The sequence below is a fragment of the Klebsiella sp. 141198 genome (assembly GCF_050600785.1).
Classification (GTDB): domain Bacteria; phylum Pseudomonadota; class Gammaproteobacteria; order Enterobacterales; family Enterobacteriaceae; genus Klebsiella; species Klebsiella aerogenes.
In genome coordinates this window covers 30,318-49,714 of record NZ_JAQIRM010000004.1, presented here as the reverse complement: position 1 = coordinate 49,714, position 19,397 = coordinate 30,318, and the positions used below count along the sequence as shown (strand labels likewise).

The following is a 19,397-nucleotide window of genomic DNA, read 5'->3' as shown; positions in this document are numbered from 1 at the left end:
CTTACGGCAATCCATTTCGACGTGTAATACGCAGGGGCGGCATGCCGCCCCCCATTCCCCGCCTGGTGTACGCCAGGGCGCGTTTGCCTCGCCCGCCATCCACATTGTTAATTTGAGGTATGCGTGTGCTAGTGATATTGGGTTATCTCGTGGTCCTGGGAGCGGTATTTGGCGGTTATTTGCTGGTGGGCGGCCACCTTGGCGCGCTGTACCAGCCGGCGGAATTCCTGATTATCGGCGGCGCCGGCATCGGCGCGTTTATCGTCGGCAACAACGGCAAAGCCATCAAATCCACGCTGCGGGCGTTGCCCAAAATGGTACGTCGCTCCAAATACAGCAAGGCGCTGTATATGGATCTCATGGCGCTGCTGTTCCTGCTGCTCGCTAAATCCCGTCAACAGGGGATGTTGTCGCTTGAGTTCGATATCGACAATCCTCAGGAAAGTGAAATTTTCGCTAATTATCCGCGCATCCTTGCCGATAACCATCTGGTGGAGTTCATAACCGATTATTTACGCCTGATGGTGAGCGGCAACATGAATGCTTTTGAAATTGAAGCGCTGATGGACGAAGAGATCGAAACCTTCGAACAGGAGAGCGAAGTGCCCGCCGGCAGCCTGGCGATGGTCGGCGACTCTCTGCCGGCATTTGGTATTGTCGCGGCGGTAATGGGGGTGGTGCATGCGCTGGCCTCGGCGGACCGCCCGGCGGCGGAGCTCGGGGCGCTTATCGCCAACGCGATGGTGGGGACTTTCCTCGGCATTCTGCTGGCCTATGGATTTATCTCGCCACTATCCACGCTGCTGCGGCAAAAAAGCGCCGAGACCGTCAAGATGATGCAGTGCATCAAGGTCACGCTGCTATCCAGCCTCAACGGCTACGCGCCGCAAATCGCCGTCGAATTTGGCCGCAAAACGTTATACACCACCGAGCGCCCGTCGTTTGTCGAGCTTGAAGAACACGTACGCCAGGTGAAAGCGCCTGCCGCGCAGGCGACGGAAAGCGAAGAAGCATGAAGCATAATCACCCGGTGGTTCTGGTCAGAAAGCGCAAATCACACCAGCCAGCCCATCACGGCGGTTCGTGGAAGATTGCCTATGCCGATTTTATGACGGCGATGATGGCCTTCTTCCTTGTGATGTGGCTGCTGGCGATCGCCAGCCCGCAGGAACTGACGCAAATAGCCGAATATTTCCGTACGCCGCTGAAAGTGGCGCTGACCAGCGGCGATAAAAGCAGCTCGGAAAGCAGCCCGATCCCCGGCGGCGGCGAAGACCCGACCCGTGAAGTCGGGTTGGTCAGCAAGCAGATCAATACCGCGGATAAACGCGCCGAAGAGCTACGGCTTAACAAACTGCGTGACAAGCTCGATCAGTTGATTGAGTCAGACCCGCGCCTGAAGGCGCTTCGTCCGCATCTGCTGATCAACATGATGGACGAAGGCCTGCGCATTCAGATTATCGATAGCCAGAATCGCCCGATGTTTAAAACCGGTAGCGCTCAGGTTGAAAGCTATATGCGCGATATCCTGCGAGCGATTGCGCCAATCCTCAATGATTTGCCGAACAAGATAAGCCTCTCCGGGCATACCGATGACATCCCCTACGCCAGCGGCGAACGCGGTTACAGCAACTGGGAGCTGTCGGCGGATCGCGCCAACGCCTCGCGCCGCGAGCTGATTGCCGGCGGCCTGGCGGAAGGGAAGGTGCTTCGGGTGGTCGGTATGGCGGCGACCATGAGCCTGAAGCAGCACGGCGCTGATGATGCCATCAACCGCCGCATTACCGTACTGGTGCTTAACAAAGAGACCCAGCAGAGCATCGAACATGAAAATGGCGAAAGCAATGCGCTGGAGATTAGCCAGCCGGATGCGCTGCCAAAGCTGGTCGCGCCCGCGCCGGTTAACCGCGATTCACACCCTGAGGTGACCCCATGAGCATGGATATTAGCGCTTTTTATCAGACTTTTTTTGATGAAGCAGATGAGCTGCTGGCAGACATGGAGCAACACCTGCTGGAGCTGGATCCGCAGGCCCCCGATATCGAACCGCTAAACGCTATTTTTCGCGCGGCGCACTCGATCAAAGGCGGCGCGGCGACGTTTGGCTTTTCCGTATTGCAGGAAACCACCCATCTGCTGGAGAACCTGCTCGACGGCGCCCGGCGCGAGGAGATGCGCTTGAGCACCGAAATTATCAATCTGTTTCTGGAAACCAAAGATATTATGCAGGAGCAACTGGACGCCTATAAAACCTCGCAGCAGCCTGACGCTGAGAGCTTTGACTATATCTGCCAGGCGCTGCGGCAGCTGGCGCTGGAAGCGCAGCAGCAGGACGCGCCTGCCGCGCCGCCCGTCGTGGCCCAGCCTGCGCCGACGGCCATCGCCGGCGGTATGCGCGTGAGCTTAACCGGGCTTAAAGCCAATGAAATTCCGCTGATGCTGGAAGAGCTTGGCAACCTCGGCGAGGTTCAGGATCCGCAGCAAACTGACAATAGCCTTGAGGTGACCCTGCTGACCACCGCCAGCGAAGAGGATATCTGCGCGGTGCTCTGTTTCGTTCTTGAGCCGGAACAGATCAGCTTTACCACGCCGCCAACCACTGCCGCTAAACCATCGCCGTCGGCCGAAGCTGTGCCGTCGCCGGTCGTCCAACCGCAGCCTGCTGCCGTCGAGCCGCCTAAAGCGCCGAGAGCGAAGGCCAGCGAGTCGACCAGCATTCGCGTGGCGGTGGAGAAAGTTGACCAGTTGATTAACCTCGTCGGCGAACTGGTGATCACCCAGTCCATGCTGGCGCAGCGCTCAGGTAACCTGGATCCGGTAACCCATGGCGATCTGCTCAATAGCATGAGCCAGCTGGAACGTAACGCTCGCGACCTGCAGGAATCGGTGATGTCGATTCGCATGATGCCGATGGAATATGTATTCAGCCGCTACCCGCGGCTGGTGCGCGACCTGGCCGGCAAGCTCAATAAGCAGGTGGAACTGACGCTACAGGGCAGCTCTACCGAACTTGATAAGAGCCTAATCGAGCGCATTATCGACCCGTTAACCCACCTGGTGCGCAATAGCCTCGACCACGGTATTGAAGATCCGCAAACCCGTCTGGCGGCAGGTAAGTCTGAGGTGGGCAATCTGATTCTTTCCGCTGAACATCAGGGCGGCAATATCTGCATCGAAGTGATCGATGACGGCGCCGGACTCAATCGCGAAAAAATTCTCGCCAAAGCGGCGGCGCAGGGGCTGGCGGTCAGCGACAGCATGAGTGATGAAGAGGTCGGAATGCTCATTTTCGCGCCGGGCTTTTCGACCGCGGAACAGGTGACCGACGTCTCTGGCCGCGGCGTCGGCATGGACGTCGTGAAACGGAACATCCAGGAGATGGGCGGTCACGTTGAAATCCATTCCCGCGCGGGCAAAGGAACCTCGATTCGTATTTTGCTGCCGCTAACGCTCGCCATCCTCGACGGCATGTCGGTCAAGGTCAATGAAGAGGTCTTTATTCTGCCGCTCAACGCGGTGATGGAATCGCTGCAGCCGCAGGCCGAAGACCTGCATCCGATGGCCGGCGGCGAGCGGATGCTGCAGGTTCGCGGCGAGTATCTACCGCTGGTGGAGCTCTACCGGGTGTTTGACGTCGCCGGGGCGAAAACCGAGGCTACTCAGGGCATCGTGGTGATTCTGCAAAGCGCCGGCCGCCGCTACGCGCTGCTGGTGGATCAACTGATTGGCCAGCATCAGGTAGTGGTGAAAAACCTGGAAAGCAATTATCGCAAAGTGCCGGGAATTTCCGCGGCGACGATCCTCGGCGACGGCAGCGTGGCGCTGATCGTCGACGTGTCGGCGCTGCAAATGCTCAACCGGGAAAAGCTGCTGAGCGCAGCGGCCGCATAACGACTCATCTCATAAAATTAACAGGTGCAGACCATGGCAGGATTAGCAACCGTCAGCAAATTGGCTGGCGAAACGGTAGGTCAGGAGTTTTTAATTTTTACCCTCGGTAATGAAGAATACGGCATCGATATTCTGAAAGTGCAGGAAATCCGCGGCTATGACCAGGTGACGCGTATCGCCAACACCCCGGATTTCATCAAAGGTGTCACCAATCTGCGCGGGGTGATCGTGCCGATTATCGACCTGCGGGTAAAATTCGCCCAGCAGGGCGTCTCTTATGATGAAAACACGGTGGTTATCGTGCTTAACTTCGGCCTGCGGGTGGTGGGGATTGTGGTCGACGGCGTCTCCGACGTGCTGTCTCTCACCGCTGAACAGATCCGCCCGGCGCCGGAATTCGCGGTGACGCTGGCGACCGAGTATCTCACCGGCCTTGGCGCGCTCGGCGAGCGCATGCTGATCCTTGTGGATATCGAAAAGCTGCTCAGCAGCGAAGAGATGGCGCTGGTCGATAACGTCGCCAAAAGCCACTAATCTACCGGGCGCGCTCTGCCGCGCCCGGTAAAAATAGTCCCCGCCTGGCATAAAGTTCCCCTCCCGCGCGCCGATAACCCTTTCAGTCACATACGTAAAGCCTGGCCGTTCAGGCTTCCAGGAAGGGGAAACATGTTTAATCGTATTAAGGTCGTCACCAGTCTCTTATTAGTGCTGGTGCTATTTGGCGCATTGCAGCTGATTTCGGGCGGTCTGTTTTTTTCGTCGCTGAAAAGCGATAAAGAGAACTTCACCGTTCTGCAAACCATCCGTCAGCAGCAGTTGCTGCTAAGTGAAAGCCGGGTCGATCTGCTGCAGGCGCGTAACTCCCTGAACCGCGCAGGGATCCGCTACATGATGGATACCAACAAAATCGGCAGCGGCGCGACTATCGACGAGCTGCTGGCGAAAGCGAAAGAAGAGCTGGCGCGCGCCGAACGTAACTACGCCGCCTATGAAAAAATCCCGCAGGACCCGCGTCAGGATCCGCAGGCGACGGAAAAGCTTAAGCAGCAGTATGGCATCCTGTACGGCGCGCTGTCGGATCTGATCCAGCTGCTGGGCGAGGGTAAAATCAACGCCTTCTTCGACCAGCCGACGCAAAAATACCAGGACGATTTCGAGCAGACTTATAACGCCTATCTGCAGCAAAACGGCAAGCTGTACCAAATCGCCGTTGACGGTAGCAACAGCTCTTATAGCTCGGCGATCTGGACCTTAATTGTGGTCATCATCGTGGTGCTGGCGGCGATCGTCGGCGTGTGGATGGGCATCCACCATATCCTGGTGCGCCCGCTGAACCGCATGATTGAACACATCAAACGTATTGCCTCCGGCGACCTGACCCAGCCTATCCCGGTGACCAGCCGTAATGAAATCGGCGTGCTGGCCGCCAGCCTCAAGCACATGCAGAACGAGCTTATCGAAACGGTAAGCGGCGTGCGTCAGGGGGCGGATGCCATCTATAGCGGCGCATCGGAAATCGCCGCCGGGAATAACGATCTCTCTTCGCGCACCGAACAGCAGGCGGCATCGCTGGAAGAGACTGCCGCTAGTATGGAACAGCTGACGGCGACGGTGAAACAGAACGCCGAAAACGCGCGTCAGGCTAGCCAGCTGGCGCTGAGTGCCTCCGAAACTGCGCAGAAGGGCGGCAAAGTGGTGGCTAACGTGGTGGAAACCATGCACGACATCGCCAGCAGCTCGCAGAAAATTGCCGATATCACCGGCGTTATCGACGGTATCGCCTTCCAGACCAACATCCTGGCGCTTAACGCCGCGGTAGAAGCGGCGCGTGCGGGTGAACAGGGACGCGGTTTCGCGGTCGTGGCGGGCGAAGTCCGCAACCTGGCGCAGCGCAGCGCCCAGGCGGCCAAAGAGATCAAAGCGCTGATCGAGGACTCGGTCAACCGTGTGGATATGGGCTCGGTACTGGTGGAAAGCGCCGGCGACACCATGGGCGACATCGTCAATGCGGTCACCCGCGTGACCGACATCATGGGCGAAATCGCCTCTGCTTCCGATGAGCAGAGCCGCGGTATCGACCAGGTCGGCCAGGCGGTAGCGGAAATGGATCGCGTCACCCAGCAGAACGCCTCGCTGGTGGAAGAGTCGGCCTCCGCCGCCGCCGCGCTGGAAGAGCAAGCCAGCTTGCTGACGCAGTCGGTTGCCGTCTTCCGTCTGAAGTCGGAAGGGCAGGAAGAGTATAAAGCGCCGGTCAGCAATAAAACCGCGCCTGCCGCCATCGCTACGCATAAAAAAACCAGCGCCAGCGACTACCAGGATAACTGGGAGACGTTCTAACGGGTACCGGCCGCCGCATCCCTACGCGCGGCGGCCTCTCTTGCGTTGTAAGCCGGCCAAGACCGGCTACCAAGGAGATTGCTATGTTTAACCGAATCCGTATCTCTACCAGTCTTTTCCTGCTGCTGATCTCCTTTTGCATCATGCAACTGATCAGCACCGGGCTCTCTTACGTCGCGCTGCGCGCCGACAACCACAATCTTGAACGTATTACCGTCAGTAGCCAGCAGCGCGATGCGCTTAGCCTCAGCTGGGTATCGCTGCTGCAGGCGCGAAATACCCTTAACCGCGCCGGTACCCGCGCGGCGCTGAAGGTGCCGCAGGAGCAGGTGGATGCGCTGATGGGCGGCGCCCGCAGCTCGCTGCAAAAAGCCGATCTCTACTTTAACCAGTTCCTCGACACGCCTCGCGTGGATGAGCAGGAGCAGCAGTTGGCCGATGCCACGCGCGACAGCTACGAAAAGCTGCGCGGCGCGCTGCGCGAACTGATCGTGTTCCTCGAAAATCGCAACCTGCAGGCCTTTATGGACCAGCCGACGCAGAAAATACAGGACCGCTTCGAGGCCGACTTTGTGCAATATCTGCAACTGGCGAAGGCGACGACCGATGAAGCCAGCGCCTCCAGCCAGCGGGCCTACGGCTGGTCAATCTGGTTGGTTGCCGGGGCGGTGCTGATGCTCTTGGTGGTCACCCTCAGCGCGATGTGGTGGCTGCGAACCATGCTGGTGCAGCCGCTGAATATTATTCGTGGCCACTTTGAACGTATCGCCAGCGGCGATCTTTCCGCGCCGATTGAGGTCTATGGCCGCAACGAAATCAGCCAGCTATTTGCCAGCCTGCAGCGCATGCAACACTCGCTGATTGGTACCGTCGGCGCGGTGCGCGACGGTGCGGAGTCAATTCTTATCGGCCTGCAGGAGATTTCAGAAGGCAACAACGATCTCTCCTCGCGTACCGAACAACAGGCGGCTTCGCTGGAAGAAACCGCCGCCAGTATGGAGCAGCTAACCGCGACGGTAAAACAGAATGCCGATAATGCCCGTCAGGCATCGCAGCTGGCGCGTGATGCTTCTTCAACCGCCGCCAAAGGCGGCGAGCTGGCGGATGATGTGGTCACCACGATGCACGACATCGCCAACAGTTCGCAAAAAATCGGCGCCATTACCAGCGTCATCGACGGCATCGCCTTCCAGACCAATATTCTGGCGCTTAACGCGGCGGTAGAAGCGGCGCGCGCCGGTGAACAGGGGCGCGGCTTTGCGGTAGTGGCTGGTGAAGTGCGTAACCTGGCCAGCCGCAGCGCCCAGGCGGCAAAAGAAATTAAGCTGCTGATCGACGAATCCGTCAGCCGCGTCAAACATGGCTCGGTGCTGGTGGAAAATTCCGGCGCCACCATGCAGGACATCGTGCGCTCGGTAACCCGGGTCACCGACATCATGGGTGAAATCGCCTCCGCCTCTGACGAGCAGAGCCGAGGCATTGAGCAGGTGACGCAGGCGGTTACCCAGATGGATCAGGTCACGCAACAGAACGCCGCCCTGGTGGTGGAATCGGCTTCCGCCGCCGCTGCGCTGGAAGAGCAGGCGATTACCCTCGCCGATGCAGTGGCGGTATTCCGTCTGGCGGACGACAACTTCGTCGCGCCGGAAACCTCATCCACGGTAAAGGAGACCCTGGATTGTCAAACCGCATAAACCGCTCGTATTTTGCCGGTGCGTCGGCATGAAGCAGACAACATCAACCGCGCCGCGCGAAAGCGGCTCGGCGCTGGCGCAGATGGCCCAGCGTCTGCCGCTCTCCGACGCGCATTTTCGCCGCATCAGCCAGCTTATCTATCAGCGCGCCGGGATCGTGCTGGCGGCGCATAAGCGCGAGATGGTGTACAACCGGCTGGTGCGCCGTTTGCGTCTGCTGGGCATTCATGATTTCGGCGACTACCTGGCGTTGCTGGAAAGCGACCCGCACAGCGCCGAGTGGCAGGCGTTTATCAATGCGTTGACCACCAACCTGACGGCCTTTTTTCGCGAGGCGCACCACTTTCCGATTCTGGCGGAGCATGCGCGCTCGCGTCCCGGGAACTATAGCGTGTGGAGCACCGCCGCCTCGACTGGCGAAGAACCTTATTCCATCGCCATTACGCTCGGCGATGCGCTCGGGGAACGTGCGGGCAATTGCCAGGTCTGGGCCAGCGATATTGACACCCAGGTACTGGAAAAAGCCGAAGCGGGTATTTATCGCCATGACGATCTGCGCACTCTGACGCCAATCCAGATGCAGCGCTATTTTCTGCGCGGGACCGGGCCGCATCAGGGGCTGGTGCGCGTGCGTCAGGAACTGGCGGCGCGGGTCAACTTCCAGCCGCTGAATCTGCTGGCGGCGGAGTGGGCGCTACCGGGACCGTTCGATGCGATTTTTTGCCGCAACGTGATGATCTATTTCGATAAGCCGACGCAGGAGCGCATCTTGCGCCGCTTTGTCCCCTTGCTTAAACCGGGGGGGCTGCTGTTTGCCGGTCACTCCGAGAATTTCAGCCAGATCAGCCGGGATTTCTACCTGCGTGGACAGACCGTGTATGGGCTGACCAAGGAGAAGTAATGAGTAAAATCAGAGTGTTATGTGTTGATGATTCGGCCCTTATGCGCCAACTGATGACCGAGATCGTCAACGGCCACGCCGATATGGAGATGGTGGCGGTGGCCCCGGACCCGCTGGTCGCACGCGATCTGATCAAAAAATTTAACCCGCAGGTGCTGACGCTGGACGTCGAAATGCCGCGCATGGACGGCCTCGATTTCCTCGAAAAACTGATGCGCCTGCGGCCGATGCCGGTGGTGATGGTTTCGTCGCTGACCGGTAAAGGTTCGGAAATTACCCTGCGCGCGCTGGAGCTGGGGGCGGTGGATTTCGTCACCAAACCGCAGCTCGGGATCCGCGAAGGCATGCTGGCCTACAGCGAACTGATCGGTGAAAAGATCCGCACCGCCGCGCGGGCGCGGCTGCCGCAGCGTGCCAATGGCCAGCCGCCGGCTATTTTAAGCCACGGACCGCTACTGAGCAGCGAGAAGCTGATCGCCATTGGCGCTTCCACCGGCGGCACCGAAGCCATTCGTCAAGTGCTACAACCGTTGCCGGCCACCAGCCCGGCGCTGCTGATCACCCAGCATATGCCGCCGGGATTTACCCGCTCGTTCGCCGAACGGCTGAATAAGCTGTGCCAGATCACGGTGAAAGAGGCGGAAGAGGGCGAACGCGTGCTGCCGGGACACGCCTATATCGCGCCTGGGGATCGCCATCTGGAGCTGGCGCGTAGCGGCGCTAACTATCAGGTCAAGTTGCACGACGGCCCGGCGGTGAATCGCCATCGCCCATCGGTGGATGTGCTGTTTCGCTCGGTGGCACGCCACGCCGGGCGCAATGCGGTGGGGGTGATCCTCACCGGCATGGGCAACGACGGCGCGCAGGGAATGCTGGAGATGCATCGCGCCGGGGCCTATACCCTGGCGCAGAGCGAAGCGAGCTGCGTGGTGTTCGGCATGCCGCGCGAGGCCATCGCCAGCGGCGGGGTCAGCGAAGTGGTTGAGCTGGAGCGCATGAGCCAACGCATGCTGGCGCAGATAGCCGGCGGCCAGGCGCTGCGAATTTAATTTCACGCCGCCGGGATGTCCCGGCGGCGTGGTGTGACGTGAGTTAAAAATGACACTGTTCAGGGGTAGTAATGGCAGATAAGAATCTCCGTTTTCTGGTCGTCGACGACTTTTCCACCATGCGTCGTATCATCAGAAATTTGCTTAAAGAGCTCGGTTTCAACAACGTCGAAGAGGCGGAAGATGGCGCAGACGCGCTAAATAAGCTGCGGGCCAGCAGCTTTGATTTCGTGGTCTCCGACTGGAATATGCCCAACGTCGACGGTCTGGAACTGTTGCAAACCATTCGTGCAGATAGCGCGCTGGCGGCGATGCCGGTACTGATGGTGACGGCGGAAGCGAAAAAAGAAAATATTATTGCCGCCGCGCAGGCAGGCGCCAGCGGTTATGTGGTGAAACCTTTTACGGCGGCGACGCTGGAAGAAAAGCTCAACAAGATTTTCGAAAAATTGGGCATGTAAGGAGAGGGCGATGAGAGAGATTCCAATGCCTGCCAGCGATGCAGCGACCGCGGGAGAGATAATCTCCCGTATCGGCCAGCTCACCCGCATGCTGCGCGACAGCATGCGCGAGCTGGGGCTCGATCAGGCGATTGCCCAGGCGGCCGAGGCGATCCCGGATGCCCGCGACCGTCTTGATTACGTTGTCACCATGACGGCGCAGGCGGCGGAACGGGCGTTGAGCTGCGTGGAGGCGGCGCAGCCGCGCCAGGCCGAACTGGAGTCCGGCGCCAGCGCGCTAAAATCGCGCTGGGATGAGTGGTTCGCTAATCCGATCGAACTGGACGACGCGCGCGCGCTGGTGACTGACACCCGTGAGTATCTGGATCGGGTGCCGGGCCATACTTCCTTTACCAACGCCCAACTGATGGAAATCATGATGGCGCAGGATTTCCAGGACCTGACCGGTCAGGTTATCAAGCGCATGATGGACGTGGTGCAGGAAATTGAAAAGCAGCTGCTGATGGTGCTGATGGAAAACATGCCGGAACCGCCGGTGAAAGAGAAACGGGCCAACGATAGCCTGCTCAACGGCCCGCAGCTTGACCAGAACGGCGTCGGTGTCATCGCCAACCAGGCGCAGGTTGACGATCTGCTCGATAGTCTCGGTTTCTGACCAGGCGGGGCGCAGGATGCTGCGCCCCAGCCTCCTTTCCCTCATCCGTGAAATAACCCCTCTTTTTCGCCGTTGTTCCGCCAATGACTTCGCCAATTTTTTGGCATGCTGACCGCCATTCTTTACCCTCCCGACACAGGAACTGCAGGCTTGGCCGAAGACAGCGATCTGGAAAAAAGCGAGGCCCCCACCGCCCACCGGTTGGAGAAGGCGCGTGAAGAGGGCCAGATCCCGCGCTCGCGCGAGCTGACCTCGGTGCTGATGCTGGTGGCCGGGCTCGCCATTATCCTGATGTCCGGCAGCAATATCACTCGCCAACTGGCGGAGATGCTGACGCAGGGCCTGCACTTTGACCACGGGATGGTCAGCAATGACAAACAAATGCTGCGCCAGCTGGGAATGCTGCTGCGTCAGGCGGTGCTGGCATTGCTGCCGGTAATGGCCGGGCTGGTGCTGGTGGCGCTGGCCGCGCCGATGCTGCTTGGCGGCATTTTATTCAGCGCCAAGTCGCTCAAATTCGATCTTAAACGGCTGAATCCGCTTTCTGGTCTGAAACGCATGTTCTCCACCCAGGTGCTGGCGGAGCTGTTAAAAGGGATCCTCAAAGCCACGCTGGTCGGCTGGGTAACCGGGTTGTACCTGTGGCACAACTGGGCGGCGATGCTGCATCTGATGACCCAACAGCCGCTCGACGCGTTGGCCAATGCGCTGCAGATGATCCTCTATTGCGGATTTCTGGTGGTGCTCGGATTGACGCCGATGGTGGCATTTGACGTTTTTTATCAGCTGTGGAGCCACTTCAAAAAGCTGAAGATGACCAAACAGGATATTCGCGACGAATTCAAAGATCAGGAAGGCGACCCGCATGTTAAAGGGCGGATCCGCCAACAGCAGCGGGCGATTGCCCAGCGACGGATGATGGCTGATGTGCCGAAAGCGGACGTGATCGTCACTAACCCGACCCACTATGCCGTGGCTCTGCAGTACAACGATAAAAAAATGAGCGCGCCGAAGGTGTTGGCTAAAGGGGCGGGGGAGATTGCGCTGCGTATTCGCGAGCTGGGGGCGCAACACCGCATTCCGATGCTGGAAGCGCCGCCGCTGGCCCGCGCGCTCTATCGCCATAGCGAGATCGGCCAGCATATTCCCGCCACCCTCTATGCCGCGGTCGCCGAAGTGCTGGCCTGGGTTTATCAGCTGCGCCGCTGGCGGCGCGAGGGCGGCCTGATCCCGAAAAAACCTCAACGTTTACCGGTGCCGGAAGCACTGGATTTTGCAAAAGAGAGTGACTCTGATGGCTAATTTGGCCTCCCTGCTGCGTTTGCCAGGGAATGTTAAAGATACACAATGGCAGGTGCTGGCAGGCCCAATCTTGATCCTGCTGATTTTGTCGATGATGGTGCTGCCGCTGCCGGCGTTTATTCTCGACCTGCTTTTCACCTTCAATATCGCGTTGTCGATCATGGTGCTGCTGGTGGCGATGTTTACCCAGCGCACGCTGGACTTCGCCGCGTTTCCGACCATTCTGCTGTTCTCGACGCTACTGCGCCTGTCGCTCAACGTCGCCTCGACGCGCATCATTTTGATGGAAGGGCACACCGGGGCCGCCGCCGCGGGGCGGGTCGTGGAGGCCTTCGGTCACTTCCTGGTCGGCGGTAATTTCGCCATCGGTATCGTGGTGTTTATCATTCTCGTACTGATCAACTTCATGGTTATCACCAAAGGCGCCGGGCGTATCGCCGAAGTGGGGGCGCGTTTCGTGCTCGACGGCATGCCGGGTAAGCAAATGGCGATCGATGCCGACATGAACGCCGGGCTTATCGGCGAAGAAGAGGCGAAAAAACGCCGCGCCGAAGTCACGCAGGAAGCCGATTTCTACGGTTCGATGGACGGCGCCAGCAAGTTTGTCCGCGGCGACGCCATCGCCGGGTTAATGATTATGGTGATTAACGTGGTCGGCGGACTGCTGGTCGGCGTGGTGCAGCACGGTATGGAGCTGGGCGCGGCGGCGGAAAGCTACACCTTGCTGACCATCGGCGACGGGCTGGTGGCGCAAATCCCGGCGCTGGTGATCTCTACCGCCGCCGGGGTCATCGTTACCCGGGTGGCGACCGATCAGGATGTCGGCGAACAGATGGTCGGCCAGCTATTCAATAACCCAAAGGTCATGCTGCTGTGTGCCGCGGTACTTGGGCTGCTGGGGCTGGTGCCGGGAATGCCGAACCTGGTTTTCCTGCTGTTTACCGCCGCGCTGCTCGGGCTGGCCTGGTGGCTGCGCGGCCGTGAAAAACAGGCGCCGAAAGCCGCCGACGAACCCATAGTGCAGGAGAACACCCAGGCCGCGGAAGCCAGCTGGGCCGATGTCCAGTTGGAAGATCCGCTGGGTATGGAAGTGGGCTACCGGCTAATCCCGATGGTCGATTTTCAGCAAAATGGCGAGCTGCTGGGGCGAATCCGCGGGATCCGCAAGAAATTCGCCCAGGAGATGGGCTATCTGCCGCCGGTGGTGCATATTCGCGATAACCTCGAACTGGCGCCCGCCCGCTACCGCATTCTGATGAAAGGAGTGGAAATCGGCAGCGGCGAAGCGCAGCCTGGGCGCTGGCTGGCGATTAACCCCGGCAATGCCATCGGCGAGCTGGCGGGGGATAAAACCATCGATCCGGCCTTCGGTCTGGAGGCGGTGTGGATCGATAGCGCGTTGCGCGAGCAGGCGCAAATCCAGGGCTATACGGTGGTGGAGGCCAGTACGGTGGTGGCAACCCATCTCAACCACCTCATCGGCCAGTTCGCCAGCGAACTGTTTGGCCGCCAGGAGACGCAGCAACTGCTCGACCGCGTGTCGCAGGAGATGCCGAAGCTGACCGAAGATTTCGTACCGGGCGTGGTGTCGCTGACCACGCTGCATAAGGTGTTGCAGAACCTGCTGGCCGAGCGGGTATCGATCCGCGATATGCGTACCATTATCGAGACGCTGGCGGAGCATGCGCCGACGCAAAGCGATCCTTACGAGCTGACCACCGTCGTGCGCGTGGCGCTGGGGCGGGCCATTGCCCAGCAGTGGTTCCCCGGCAACGGCGAAATTCAGGTTATCGGCCTGGATACCCAACTGGAACGACTGCTGCTACAGGCGCTGCAGGGAGGCGGCGGTCTCGAACCGGGGCTTGCCGACCGCCTGCTTGAGCAGGCGCGGCAGGCGCTGCAGCGCCAGGAGATGCTCAGCGCGCCGCCGGTGCTGCTGGTTAACCACGCACTGCGCCCGCTACTGGCGCGCTTCCTGCGTCGTAGCCTGCCGCAGATGGCGGTGCTTTCCAACCTGGAGATCAACGACGATCGCCAGATTCGCATGACCTCAACCATTGGAGCGGCCTGATGACGCGCTTTCTTCCTTTATTGTGCCTTTTATTGCCGGTTGCCGCCGGCGCGGCGTCGGGCTCATGGATTGCCGAAGGGCCCGGCGTCACTCTTGAACAGGGCGGGATGAGTGATTCTTCCGCCGCGCTGCTGCCGCCCAATACGCTACCCGGCGGCAATGCGCGCATCGAGACCGTTAGCTGGCGCTATCGTCTGCTGTCAGCGGAGCCGGCGGGGCTGCAGGTGCATTTATGTAGCCTGAATCGCTGTATTCCGCTGACCAGCGCCAGCGGTACCAGCCACGCGTTGGCAGGCGAGGCGGCAGATGGGCCGCTGCGTTTTGTCTACTCCGTACAGACCCGCGGGCCGTTAAACCCGCCGCTGCGGGCGATTGCCAATCAGGTTATCGTTAATTATCAGTAGTTGCGGGGGAAAGTTTTGTATTAATACAGACCGTAGGCCGGATAAGGCGCAGCCGCCATCCGGCGCGAAAATGGCTCGTTACCCGCGGTTATTGCCCGGCGGCGCTACGCTTGCGCGGGCCTACAGATCACATGCCGGCGTAGGTCAGGTAAGCGTAGCGCCACCTGACAAAACACGGCGCTACGGGTAACCGTCGCCATTGGGGAAATACAGAGAAAGGAATTCAGACGCCGATTTTACGGCCCAGCAGACTCGCGGTGCGCGACTGGCCATCCGGCCCGTACAGCGATTTATTATTCTTGCTAAGAATTGCCAGCGCCTGCTGGTTATGGGCGATCTGTTGATTGAGCAACAGGCCGTTATGCTGATTCTTTTCACGCAGGCTCTGGCTTAACTGTTGGATCTGCCGCCAGCTTTCGCCGAAGCTTTCATGGCCGGGGTAAGGCGCGCGTAGCGCAAGGTTAGCTTCCAGCGCCGGACGCTGTTGTTCAAGCCAGGCTACCGTCGCCAGCAGTTGACTCTTGCTATCGGTGACGCGCTGCAGCGCTACGCCGGGCAGTTCATCCGCACACAGCAACTGTTGCTCTTGCGCCAGCACGTCATCCAGCGCCCGCAGGGTTTCCGCCAGTTTATCCAGCAGAGTGCGTAATCTGTCCATCATCAGGCCTTATCTGTTTTGCTACCGGCAAGGCGCTGGATATCGTTGTGCGCATCCTGCAGCAGGGCGTCGGCGATTTTGCCCGCGTCCATTTTCAGTTCGCCGCTACGAATCGCCTGTTTGATGGCCTCGACCCGGTTCATATCAATATCCTGGGTGCCTGGCTGCATCAGCCGCGCCTGCGCATCGCTCAGTTTCACTTTGGTGGCGCTAACGGCGGTTTCCGCCGCGGCGGCCTTACGCGGCTGAAGCGGGTTGTCGGCCGGGGTTTCACGCGGCTGTACCGTGGAAACCGGCTGTAACCGCTGGGTGCGATCGATACTCATGGTCCATCTCCAAAATGGGTTTCTAATGGGGTTATCGGCAGATGCTGGCAAACCTTTACTTTTTTATAACGTAATACGGATGGCGCCATCCTCCCCGGCGATACCGCTGACGATTTTGCCGGAAACCATGCGCACGCGCACGCTATCTTCGGCTGCCGCGTTATTCATTGCTTTACCGGAACCGCTGATGCTAAAGCCATCGCCCTCGGCCATGACCTGTACCGGCTGACCGGCTTTGATCACCCAAGCGCGACGCAGCATGGACAGCGTCAGCGGTTGGCCTGGGCTGATATTTCGCAGCGTCACGGCGCCCAGCGCTTTTTTGCTGTCGGTCAGCGTACGCGGCGGCAGGGTATCGAGCCTGCCTGATTTTAGCACCACATCCGCCGGGGTCAGCGGCGTTCCGCCGCTAATACCGCGCGCCGCCGTCAGATAACGGCCAAATACTTGCACCTGGGTCTGAATAAACCGCCGCTCCTGCCCGCAGCGGGCGGAGACGCTGATATTGCCGCCTATTCGCGCATTGGGCGCTAGCGACAGCTGCGGTAATTCACACGGCGGCCACTGGGCGGGCGGCGTGCGCACCAGCACTTTCACCTGTACGGCATTATCGTTGAATTTACTTTTAATGAAGCTTTCGATTTGCGTCGCCAGCGTGTCGGCGCGGGCGCTCAGGCTGCACAGCAGGCCGACCAGCAGGATTTTACTTTTCATCGCGTTCCCCTCACGCCACCCGGAAAGGGGTTAAGTGTAACGGCTGCCCCGAGGGACTAAACAGATAAATAGCGCCCCATTTTGCCCCTATTCCCGCGATAGGTTGGCGCAGGGGGCGTTTATGCTGTCGGCTCCAAATTCTAACCTTGCGGAGGGAGCATGCTCGACAAACTGGACGCTGCTCTGCGTTTTGGCCAGGAGGCGCTGAACCTGCGCGCCCAGCGCCAGGAAATACTGGCCGCCAATATCGCCAACGCAGACACGCCGGGCTATCAGGCGCGGGATATCGATTTCGCCAGCCAACTGAATAAAGTCCTGCAACAGGGGCGGGTAAACGGCAACGGCATGGCGCTTAACCTGACGGCGGCGCGCCATATTCCGGCGCAAACCATGCAGCCGCCGGAGCTGGATCTGCTGTTCCGGGTGCCGGACCAGCCGTCGATGGACGGCAACACGGTGGACATGGATCGCGAACGCACCAACTTCGCTGACAACAGCCTGAAATATCAGACCGACCTGACGCTGCTCAACGGTCAGATCAAAGGGATGATGTCGGTGCTGCAACAAGGATAAGGCGAATGTCTTTACTCAATATTTTTGATATCTCCGGCTCGGCGCTCTCGGCCCAGTCGCAGCGGATGAACGTCAGCGCCAGCAATATGGCCAACGCCGATAGCGTCACCGGCCCGGATGGCGAACCCTATCGCGCGAAGCAGGTGGTGTTCGAAGTGGCCGCGGCGCCAGGGCAGCAGACCGGCGGCGTGCGCGTCTCGCAGGTGGTCGATGACCCGGCGCCCGCTCGGATGGTTTATCAACCGGGCAACCCGTTGGCTGATGCTAAGGGTTATGTGCGGATGCCGAACGTCGATGTGGTGAGTGAAATGGTTAACACCATCTCCGCCTCCCGCAGCTATCAGGCCAACGTCGAAGTGCTCAACACCACTAAGTCGATGATGATGAAAACCCTGACATTGGGTCAGTAACCGGAGATCCCGATGGCTATCGCCGCAACCACCAATGAATCGACCAATAACGCGGTTCTTGATTCCGCCAGCAAAAGCAGCACCAGCCAGGATCTGCATAACAGCTTCCTGACGTTGCTGGTGGCGCAGTTGAAAAATCAGGACCCGACCAACCCGATGCAGAACAACGAGCTGACCTCGCAGCTGGCGCAGATTAATACCGTACAGGGCATCGAAAAACTCAACACCACCCTTGGCGCGATCTCCGGGCAGATCAACAGCAACCAGTCGCTGCAGGCCAGCGCGCTGATCGGCCACGGCGTGATGGTACCGGGTAATAACATTCTGGTCGGCAGCAAAGAAGGCCAGGTCAGCACCACGCCGTTTGGCGTCGAGCTGGAACGGGCCGCCGATCAGGTCACGGCAACCATTACCAACGCCAACGGCCAGGTGGTGCGGACCATTGAGATTGGCGGCCTCACCGCCGGTGTGCACGCCTTCACCTGGGACGGCTCGCTGGATGATGGTACCGCCGCGCCGGACGGCGCCTATAAAGTGGCGATTAACGCCAAGGGCAACGGCGAGCAACTGGTGGCGCGCAGCCTGCACTTCGGCATGGTTAACGGCGTGATTAACGACAGCAACGGCGCGAAGCTGGATCTCGGCCTGGCCGGTAACGCCAGCCTCGAGGAAGTGCGGCAGATCCTGTAATTCGCATCTGGATTTTATCGATACCCTAAATATTTGGAGAGTAACATGGCCTTTTCTCAGGCAGTCAGCGGCTTAAACGCGGCGGCCACCAATCTCGACGTGATTGGCAACAACATCGCTAACTCCGCGACCGCGGGTTTCAAATCCGGCAGCGTGTCGTTCGCCGATATGTTTGCCGGTTCGCAGGTCGGGCTGGGGGTTAAAGTTTCCGGGATCACCCAGAACTTTAAAGGCGGCACCACCACCGGCACCAGCCGCGCGCTGGATGTGGCGATCAACGGCAACGGCTTCTTCCGCATGCAGGATAAAGACGGCGGTATTTTCTATACCCGCAACGGTCAGTTTAAGCTGGACGAAAACCGCAATCTGACCAATATGCAGGGGCTGCAGCTTACCGGCTATCCGGCTGCCGGCACGCCGCCGACCATTCAGCAGGGCGCCAATCCGGTACCGCTGAGCATACCGGAAGGGATGATGAACGCCAAAGCGTCGACTTCCGGTGAAATGGTCGCCAACCTGAAGTCGACGCATAAAGTGCCGGAGAACAAAACCTTCGACCCGGCGAAGCAGGACAGCTACAACTACGTCAACACTATCACCGCCTACGATTCGCTGGGTAACGCCCACAACATCAACGCCTATTTCGTGAAAACCGACGATAACAAATGGCAGGTCTATACCCAGGACGGCAGCGCGGCTGCGGTCAGCGCGGGCACCATGGAGTTCAATACCAGCGGCAACCTGGTCAGCGTTAACGGCCAGGCGGGCGAGTTCAGCATGACCATTCCGATGAGCGCGAAAGACGGCGCCCCGGCGCAGAACTTCACGCTCAGCTTCGCCGGTAGTATGCAGCAGAACGTCGGTAGCGATTCGGTGAGTAAAGTGGCGCAGGATGGTTATGCCGCCGGCGAATACACCAACTTCCAGATTAATGATGACGGTACCGTCGTCGGTATCTACTCCAACCAGGAGACCCAGGTCCTGGGGCAGATTGTGATGGCCAACTTCTCCAACCCGGAAGGTCTGGCGTCGCAGGGCGATAACGTCTGGCAGGAGACCGGCGCGTCCGGCCAGCCACGCGTGGGACTCTCCGGCGGCGGCGGTTTTGGCAAACTGACCAGCGGCGCGCTGGAATCGTCCAACGTCGACCTGAGCCAGGAGCTGGTGAACATGATTGTCGCCCAGCGTAACTATCAGTCCAACGCCCAGACCATCAAGACGCAGGATTCGATCCTGCAGACGCTGGTCAGCCTGCGCTAAC

Annotated in this window: 20 protein-coding genes; 17 read left to right on the top strand and 3 right to left on the bottom strand. The window is 59.6% G+C overall.

The annotated features are described in order from the left end of the window. The first annotated feature begins 125 nt into the window (after positions 1 to 125). From motA to PGR10_RS14090, 13 genes are all read left to right on the top strand, one after another. A complete protein-coding gene (motA, locus tag PGR10_RS14150; RefSeq protein ID WP_015704927.1) occupies positions 126 to 1,016 on the top strand; it encodes a flagellar motor stator protein MotA in 891 nt (296 codons plus the stop codon). Then, positions 1,013 to 1,936: a flagellar motor protein MotB gene (gene motB, locus PGR10_RS14145; protein ID WP_042892855.1), complete on the top strand. Its 924-nt coding sequence runs from the start codon at positions 1,013 to 1,015 to the stop codon at positions 1,934 to 1,936. Before motA ends, motB begins: the two co-directional genes overlap by 4 nt. Next, on the top strand, positions 1,933 to 3,891 hold the full coding sequence (gene cheA, locus PGR10_RS14140) for a chemotaxis protein CheA (RefSeq protein WP_213317017.1): 1,959 nt from the start codon (positions 1,933 to 1,935) through the stop codon (positions 3,889 to 3,891). The genes motB and cheA overlap by 4 nt, the downstream gene beginning before the upstream one ends. Positions 3,892 to 3,924: 33 nt before the next feature. Beyond that, positions 3,925 to 4,425 (top strand): chemotaxis protein CheW, encoded by a 501-nt coding sequence (gene cheW, locus PGR10_RS14135; protein ID WP_087858109.1) that lies wholly within the window; start codon positions 3,925 to 3,927, stop codon positions 4,423 to 4,425. Positions 4,426 to 4,557: 132 nt separating this feature from the next. Beyond that, positions 4,558 to 6,228 carry a methyl-accepting chemotaxis protein gene (locus PGR10_RS14130; RefSeq protein WP_430923659.1) on the top strand — a complete coding sequence of 557 codons (1,671 nt, stop codon included), beginning with the start codon at positions 4,558 to 4,560 and terminating at the stop codon, positions 6,226 to 6,228. Between the two features lie 83 nt (positions 6,229 to 6,311). Next, a complete protein-coding gene (locus PGR10_RS14125; RefSeq protein ID WP_308958555.1) occupies positions 6,312 to 7,922 on the top strand; it encodes a methyl-accepting chemotaxis protein in 1,611 nt (536 codons plus the stop codon). A gap of 28 nt (positions 7,923 to 7,950) precedes the next feature. Continuing rightward, positions 7,951 to 8,823: a protein-glutamate O-methyltransferase CheR gene (gene cheR / locus PGR10_RS14120; RefSeq protein WP_430923658.1), complete on the top strand. Its 873-nt coding sequence runs from the start codon at positions 7,951 to 7,953 to the stop codon at positions 8,821 to 8,823. Next, positions 8,823 to 9,872, top strand: coding sequence for a protein-glutamate methylesterase/protein-glutamine glutaminase (locus PGR10_RS14115; protein ID WP_045397782.1), 1,050 nt, complete (start codon positions 8,823 to 8,825; stop codon positions 9,870 to 9,872). The genes cheR and PGR10_RS14115 overlap by 1 nt, the downstream gene beginning before the upstream one ends. Positions 9,873 to 9,943: 71 nt before the next feature. Then, positions 9,944 to 10,333, top strand: a complete 390-nt coding sequence (gene cheY / locus PGR10_RS14110; protein WP_213793862.1) for a chemotaxis response regulator CheY — start codon at positions 9,944 to 9,946, stop codon at positions 10,331 to 10,333. Between the two features lie 10 nt (positions 10,334 to 10,343). Then, positions 10,344 to 10,988: a protein phosphatase CheZ gene (gene cheZ / locus PGR10_RS14105; RefSeq protein WP_087858106.1), complete on the top strand. Its 645-nt coding sequence runs from the start codon at positions 10,344 to 10,346 to the stop codon at positions 10,986 to 10,988. A 150-nt stretch (positions 10,989 to 11,138) separates the two neighbouring features. Then, positions 11,139 to 12,290 (top strand): flagellar biosynthesis protein FlhB, encoded by a 1,152-nt coding sequence (gene flhB, locus PGR10_RS14100; RefSeq protein WP_063410449.1) that lies wholly within the window; start codon positions 11,139 to 11,141, stop codon positions 12,288 to 12,290. After that, entirely contained in the window at positions 12,283 to 14,361 is a 2,079-nt protein-coding gene (gene flhA, locus PGR10_RS14095) for a flagellar biosynthesis protein FlhA (RefSeq protein WP_020079225.1), read from the top strand. The genes flhB and flhA overlap by 8 nt, the downstream gene beginning before the upstream one ends. Then, positions 14,361 to 14,765, top strand: coding sequence for a flagellar protein FlhE (locus tag PGR10_RS14090; RefSeq protein WP_411325392.1), 405 nt, complete (start codon positions 14,361 to 14,363; stop codon positions 14,763 to 14,765). Before flhA ends, PGR10_RS14090 begins: the two co-directional genes overlap by 1 nt. Positions 14,766 to 14,988: 223 nt before the next feature. Here PGR10_RS14090 and PGR10_RS14085 read toward each other — a convergent pair whose 3' ends face one another. The 3 genes from PGR10_RS14085 to flgA form a co-directional block, all read right to left on the bottom strand. Further along, the gene (locus PGR10_RS14085; RefSeq protein ID WP_162750210.1) at positions 14,989 to 15,423 is read right to left on the bottom strand and encodes a flagella synthesis protein FlgN; all 435 of its coding nucleotides are present in this window, start codon (positions 15,421 to 15,423) and stop codon (positions 14,989 to 14,991) included. A 2-nt stretch (positions 15,424 to 15,425) separates the two neighbouring features. After that, positions 15,426 to 15,749, bottom strand: coding sequence for a flagellar biosynthesis anti-sigma factor FlgM (gene flgM / locus PGR10_RS14080; protein WP_015367332.1), 324 nt, complete (start codon positions 15,747 to 15,749; stop codon positions 15,426 to 15,428). Between the two features lie 63 nt (positions 15,750 to 15,812). After that, a complete protein-coding gene (flgA, locus tag PGR10_RS14075) occupies positions 15,813 to 16,463 on the bottom strand; it encodes a flagellar basal body P-ring formation chaperone FlgA (protein WP_430923657.1) in 651 nt (216 codons plus the stop codon). A gap of 159 nt (positions 16,464 to 16,622) precedes the next feature. Here flgA and flgB point away from each other — a divergent pair, with 159 nt between their 5' ends. Genes flgB through flgE form a run of 4 tightly spaced genes read left to right on the top strand, consistent with a single transcriptional unit; the run spans position 16,623 to position 19,396 of the window. Beyond that, on the top strand, positions 16,623 to 17,036 hold the full coding sequence (gene flgB / locus PGR10_RS14070; RefSeq protein ID WP_015367330.1) for a flagellar basal body rod protein FlgB: 414 nt from the start codon (positions 16,623 to 16,625) through the stop codon (positions 17,034 to 17,036). A gap of 5 nt (positions 17,037 to 17,041) precedes the next feature. After that, a complete protein-coding gene (flgC, locus tag PGR10_RS14065) occupies positions 17,042 to 17,446 on the top strand; it encodes a flagellar basal body rod protein FlgC (RefSeq protein ID WP_015367329.1) in 405 nt (134 codons plus the stop codon). 12 nt (positions 17,447 to 17,458) lie between these two features. Beyond that, positions 17,459 to 18,136 carry a flagellar hook assembly protein FlgD gene (gene flgD / locus PGR10_RS14060; RefSeq protein WP_015367328.1) on the top strand — a complete coding sequence of 226 codons (678 nt, stop codon included), beginning with the start codon at positions 17,459 to 17,461 and terminating at the stop codon, positions 18,134 to 18,136. Positions 18,137 to 18,181: 45 nt separating this feature from the next. Next, the gene (gene flgE / locus PGR10_RS14055; protein ID WP_430923656.1) at positions 18,182 to 19,396 is read left to right on the top strand and encodes a flagellar hook protein FlgE; all 1,215 of its coding nucleotides are present in this window, start codon (positions 18,182 to 18,184) and stop codon (positions 19,394 to 19,396) included. Position 19,397: the final 1 nt, after the last annotated feature.

Coding starts and splice junctions, on each gene's coding strand:
- motB (WP_042892855.1), top strand. CDS start 1,013: ATGAAGCATAATCACCCGGTGGTTCTGGTCAGAAAGCGCAAATCACAC.
- cheA (WP_213317017.1), top strand. CDS start 1,933: ATGAGCATGGATATTAGCGCTTTTTATCAGACTTTTTTTGATGAAGCA.
- cheW (WP_087858109.1), top strand. CDS start 3,925: ATGGCAGGATTAGCAACCGTCAGCAAATTGGCTGGCGAAACGGTAGGT.
- PGR10_RS14130 (WP_430923659.1), top strand. CDS start 4,558: ATGTTTAATCGTATTAAGGTCGTCACCAGTCTCTTATTAGTGCTGGTG.
- PGR10_RS14125 (WP_308958555.1), top strand. CDS start 6,312: ATGTTTAACCGAATCCGTATCTCTACCAGTCTTTTCCTGCTGCTGATC.
- cheR (WP_430923658.1), top strand. CDS start 7,951: ATGAAGCAGACAACATCAACCGCGCCGCGCGAAAGCGGCTCGGCGCTG.
- PGR10_RS14115 (WP_045397782.1), top strand. CDS start 8,823: ATGAGTAAAATCAGAGTGTTATGTGTTGATGATTCGGCCCTTATGCGC.
- cheY (WP_213793862.1), top strand. CDS start 9,944: ATGGCAGATAAGAATCTCCGTTTTCTGGTCGTCGACGACTTTTCCACC.
- cheZ (WP_087858106.1), top strand. CDS start 10,344: ATGAGAGAGATTCCAATGCCTGCCAGCGATGCAGCGACCGCGGGAGAG.
- flhA (WP_020079225.1), top strand. CDS start 12,283: ATGGCTAATTTGGCCTCCCTGCTGCGTTTGCCAGGGAATGTTAAAGAT.
- PGR10_RS14090 (WP_411325392.1), top strand. CDS start 14,361: ATGACGCGCTTTCTTCCTTTATTGTGCCTTTTATTGCCGGTTGCCGCC.
- PGR10_RS14085 (WP_162750210.1), bottom strand. CDS start 15,423: ATGGACAGATTACGCACTCTGCTGGATAAACTGGCGGAAACCCTGCGG.
- flgM (WP_015367332.1), bottom strand. CDS start 15,749: ATGAGTATCGATCGCACCCAGCGGTTACAGCCGGTTTCCACGGTACAG.
- flgA (WP_430923657.1), bottom strand. CDS start 16,463: ATGAAAAGTAAAATCCTGCTGGTCGGCCTGCTGTGCAGCCTGAGCGCC.
- flgB (WP_015367330.1), top strand. CDS start 16,623: ATGCTCGACAAACTGGACGCTGCTCTGCGTTTTGGCCAGGAGGCGCTG.
- flgC (WP_015367329.1), top strand. CDS start 17,042: ATGTCTTTACTCAATATTTTTGATATCTCCGGCTCGGCGCTCTCGGCC.
- flgD (WP_015367328.1), top strand. CDS start 17,459: ATGGCTATCGCCGCAACCACCAATGAATCGACCAATAACGCGGTTCTT.
- flgE (WP_430923656.1), top strand. CDS start 18,182: ATGGCCTTTTCTCAGGCAGTCAGCGGCTTAAACGCGGCGGCCACCAAT.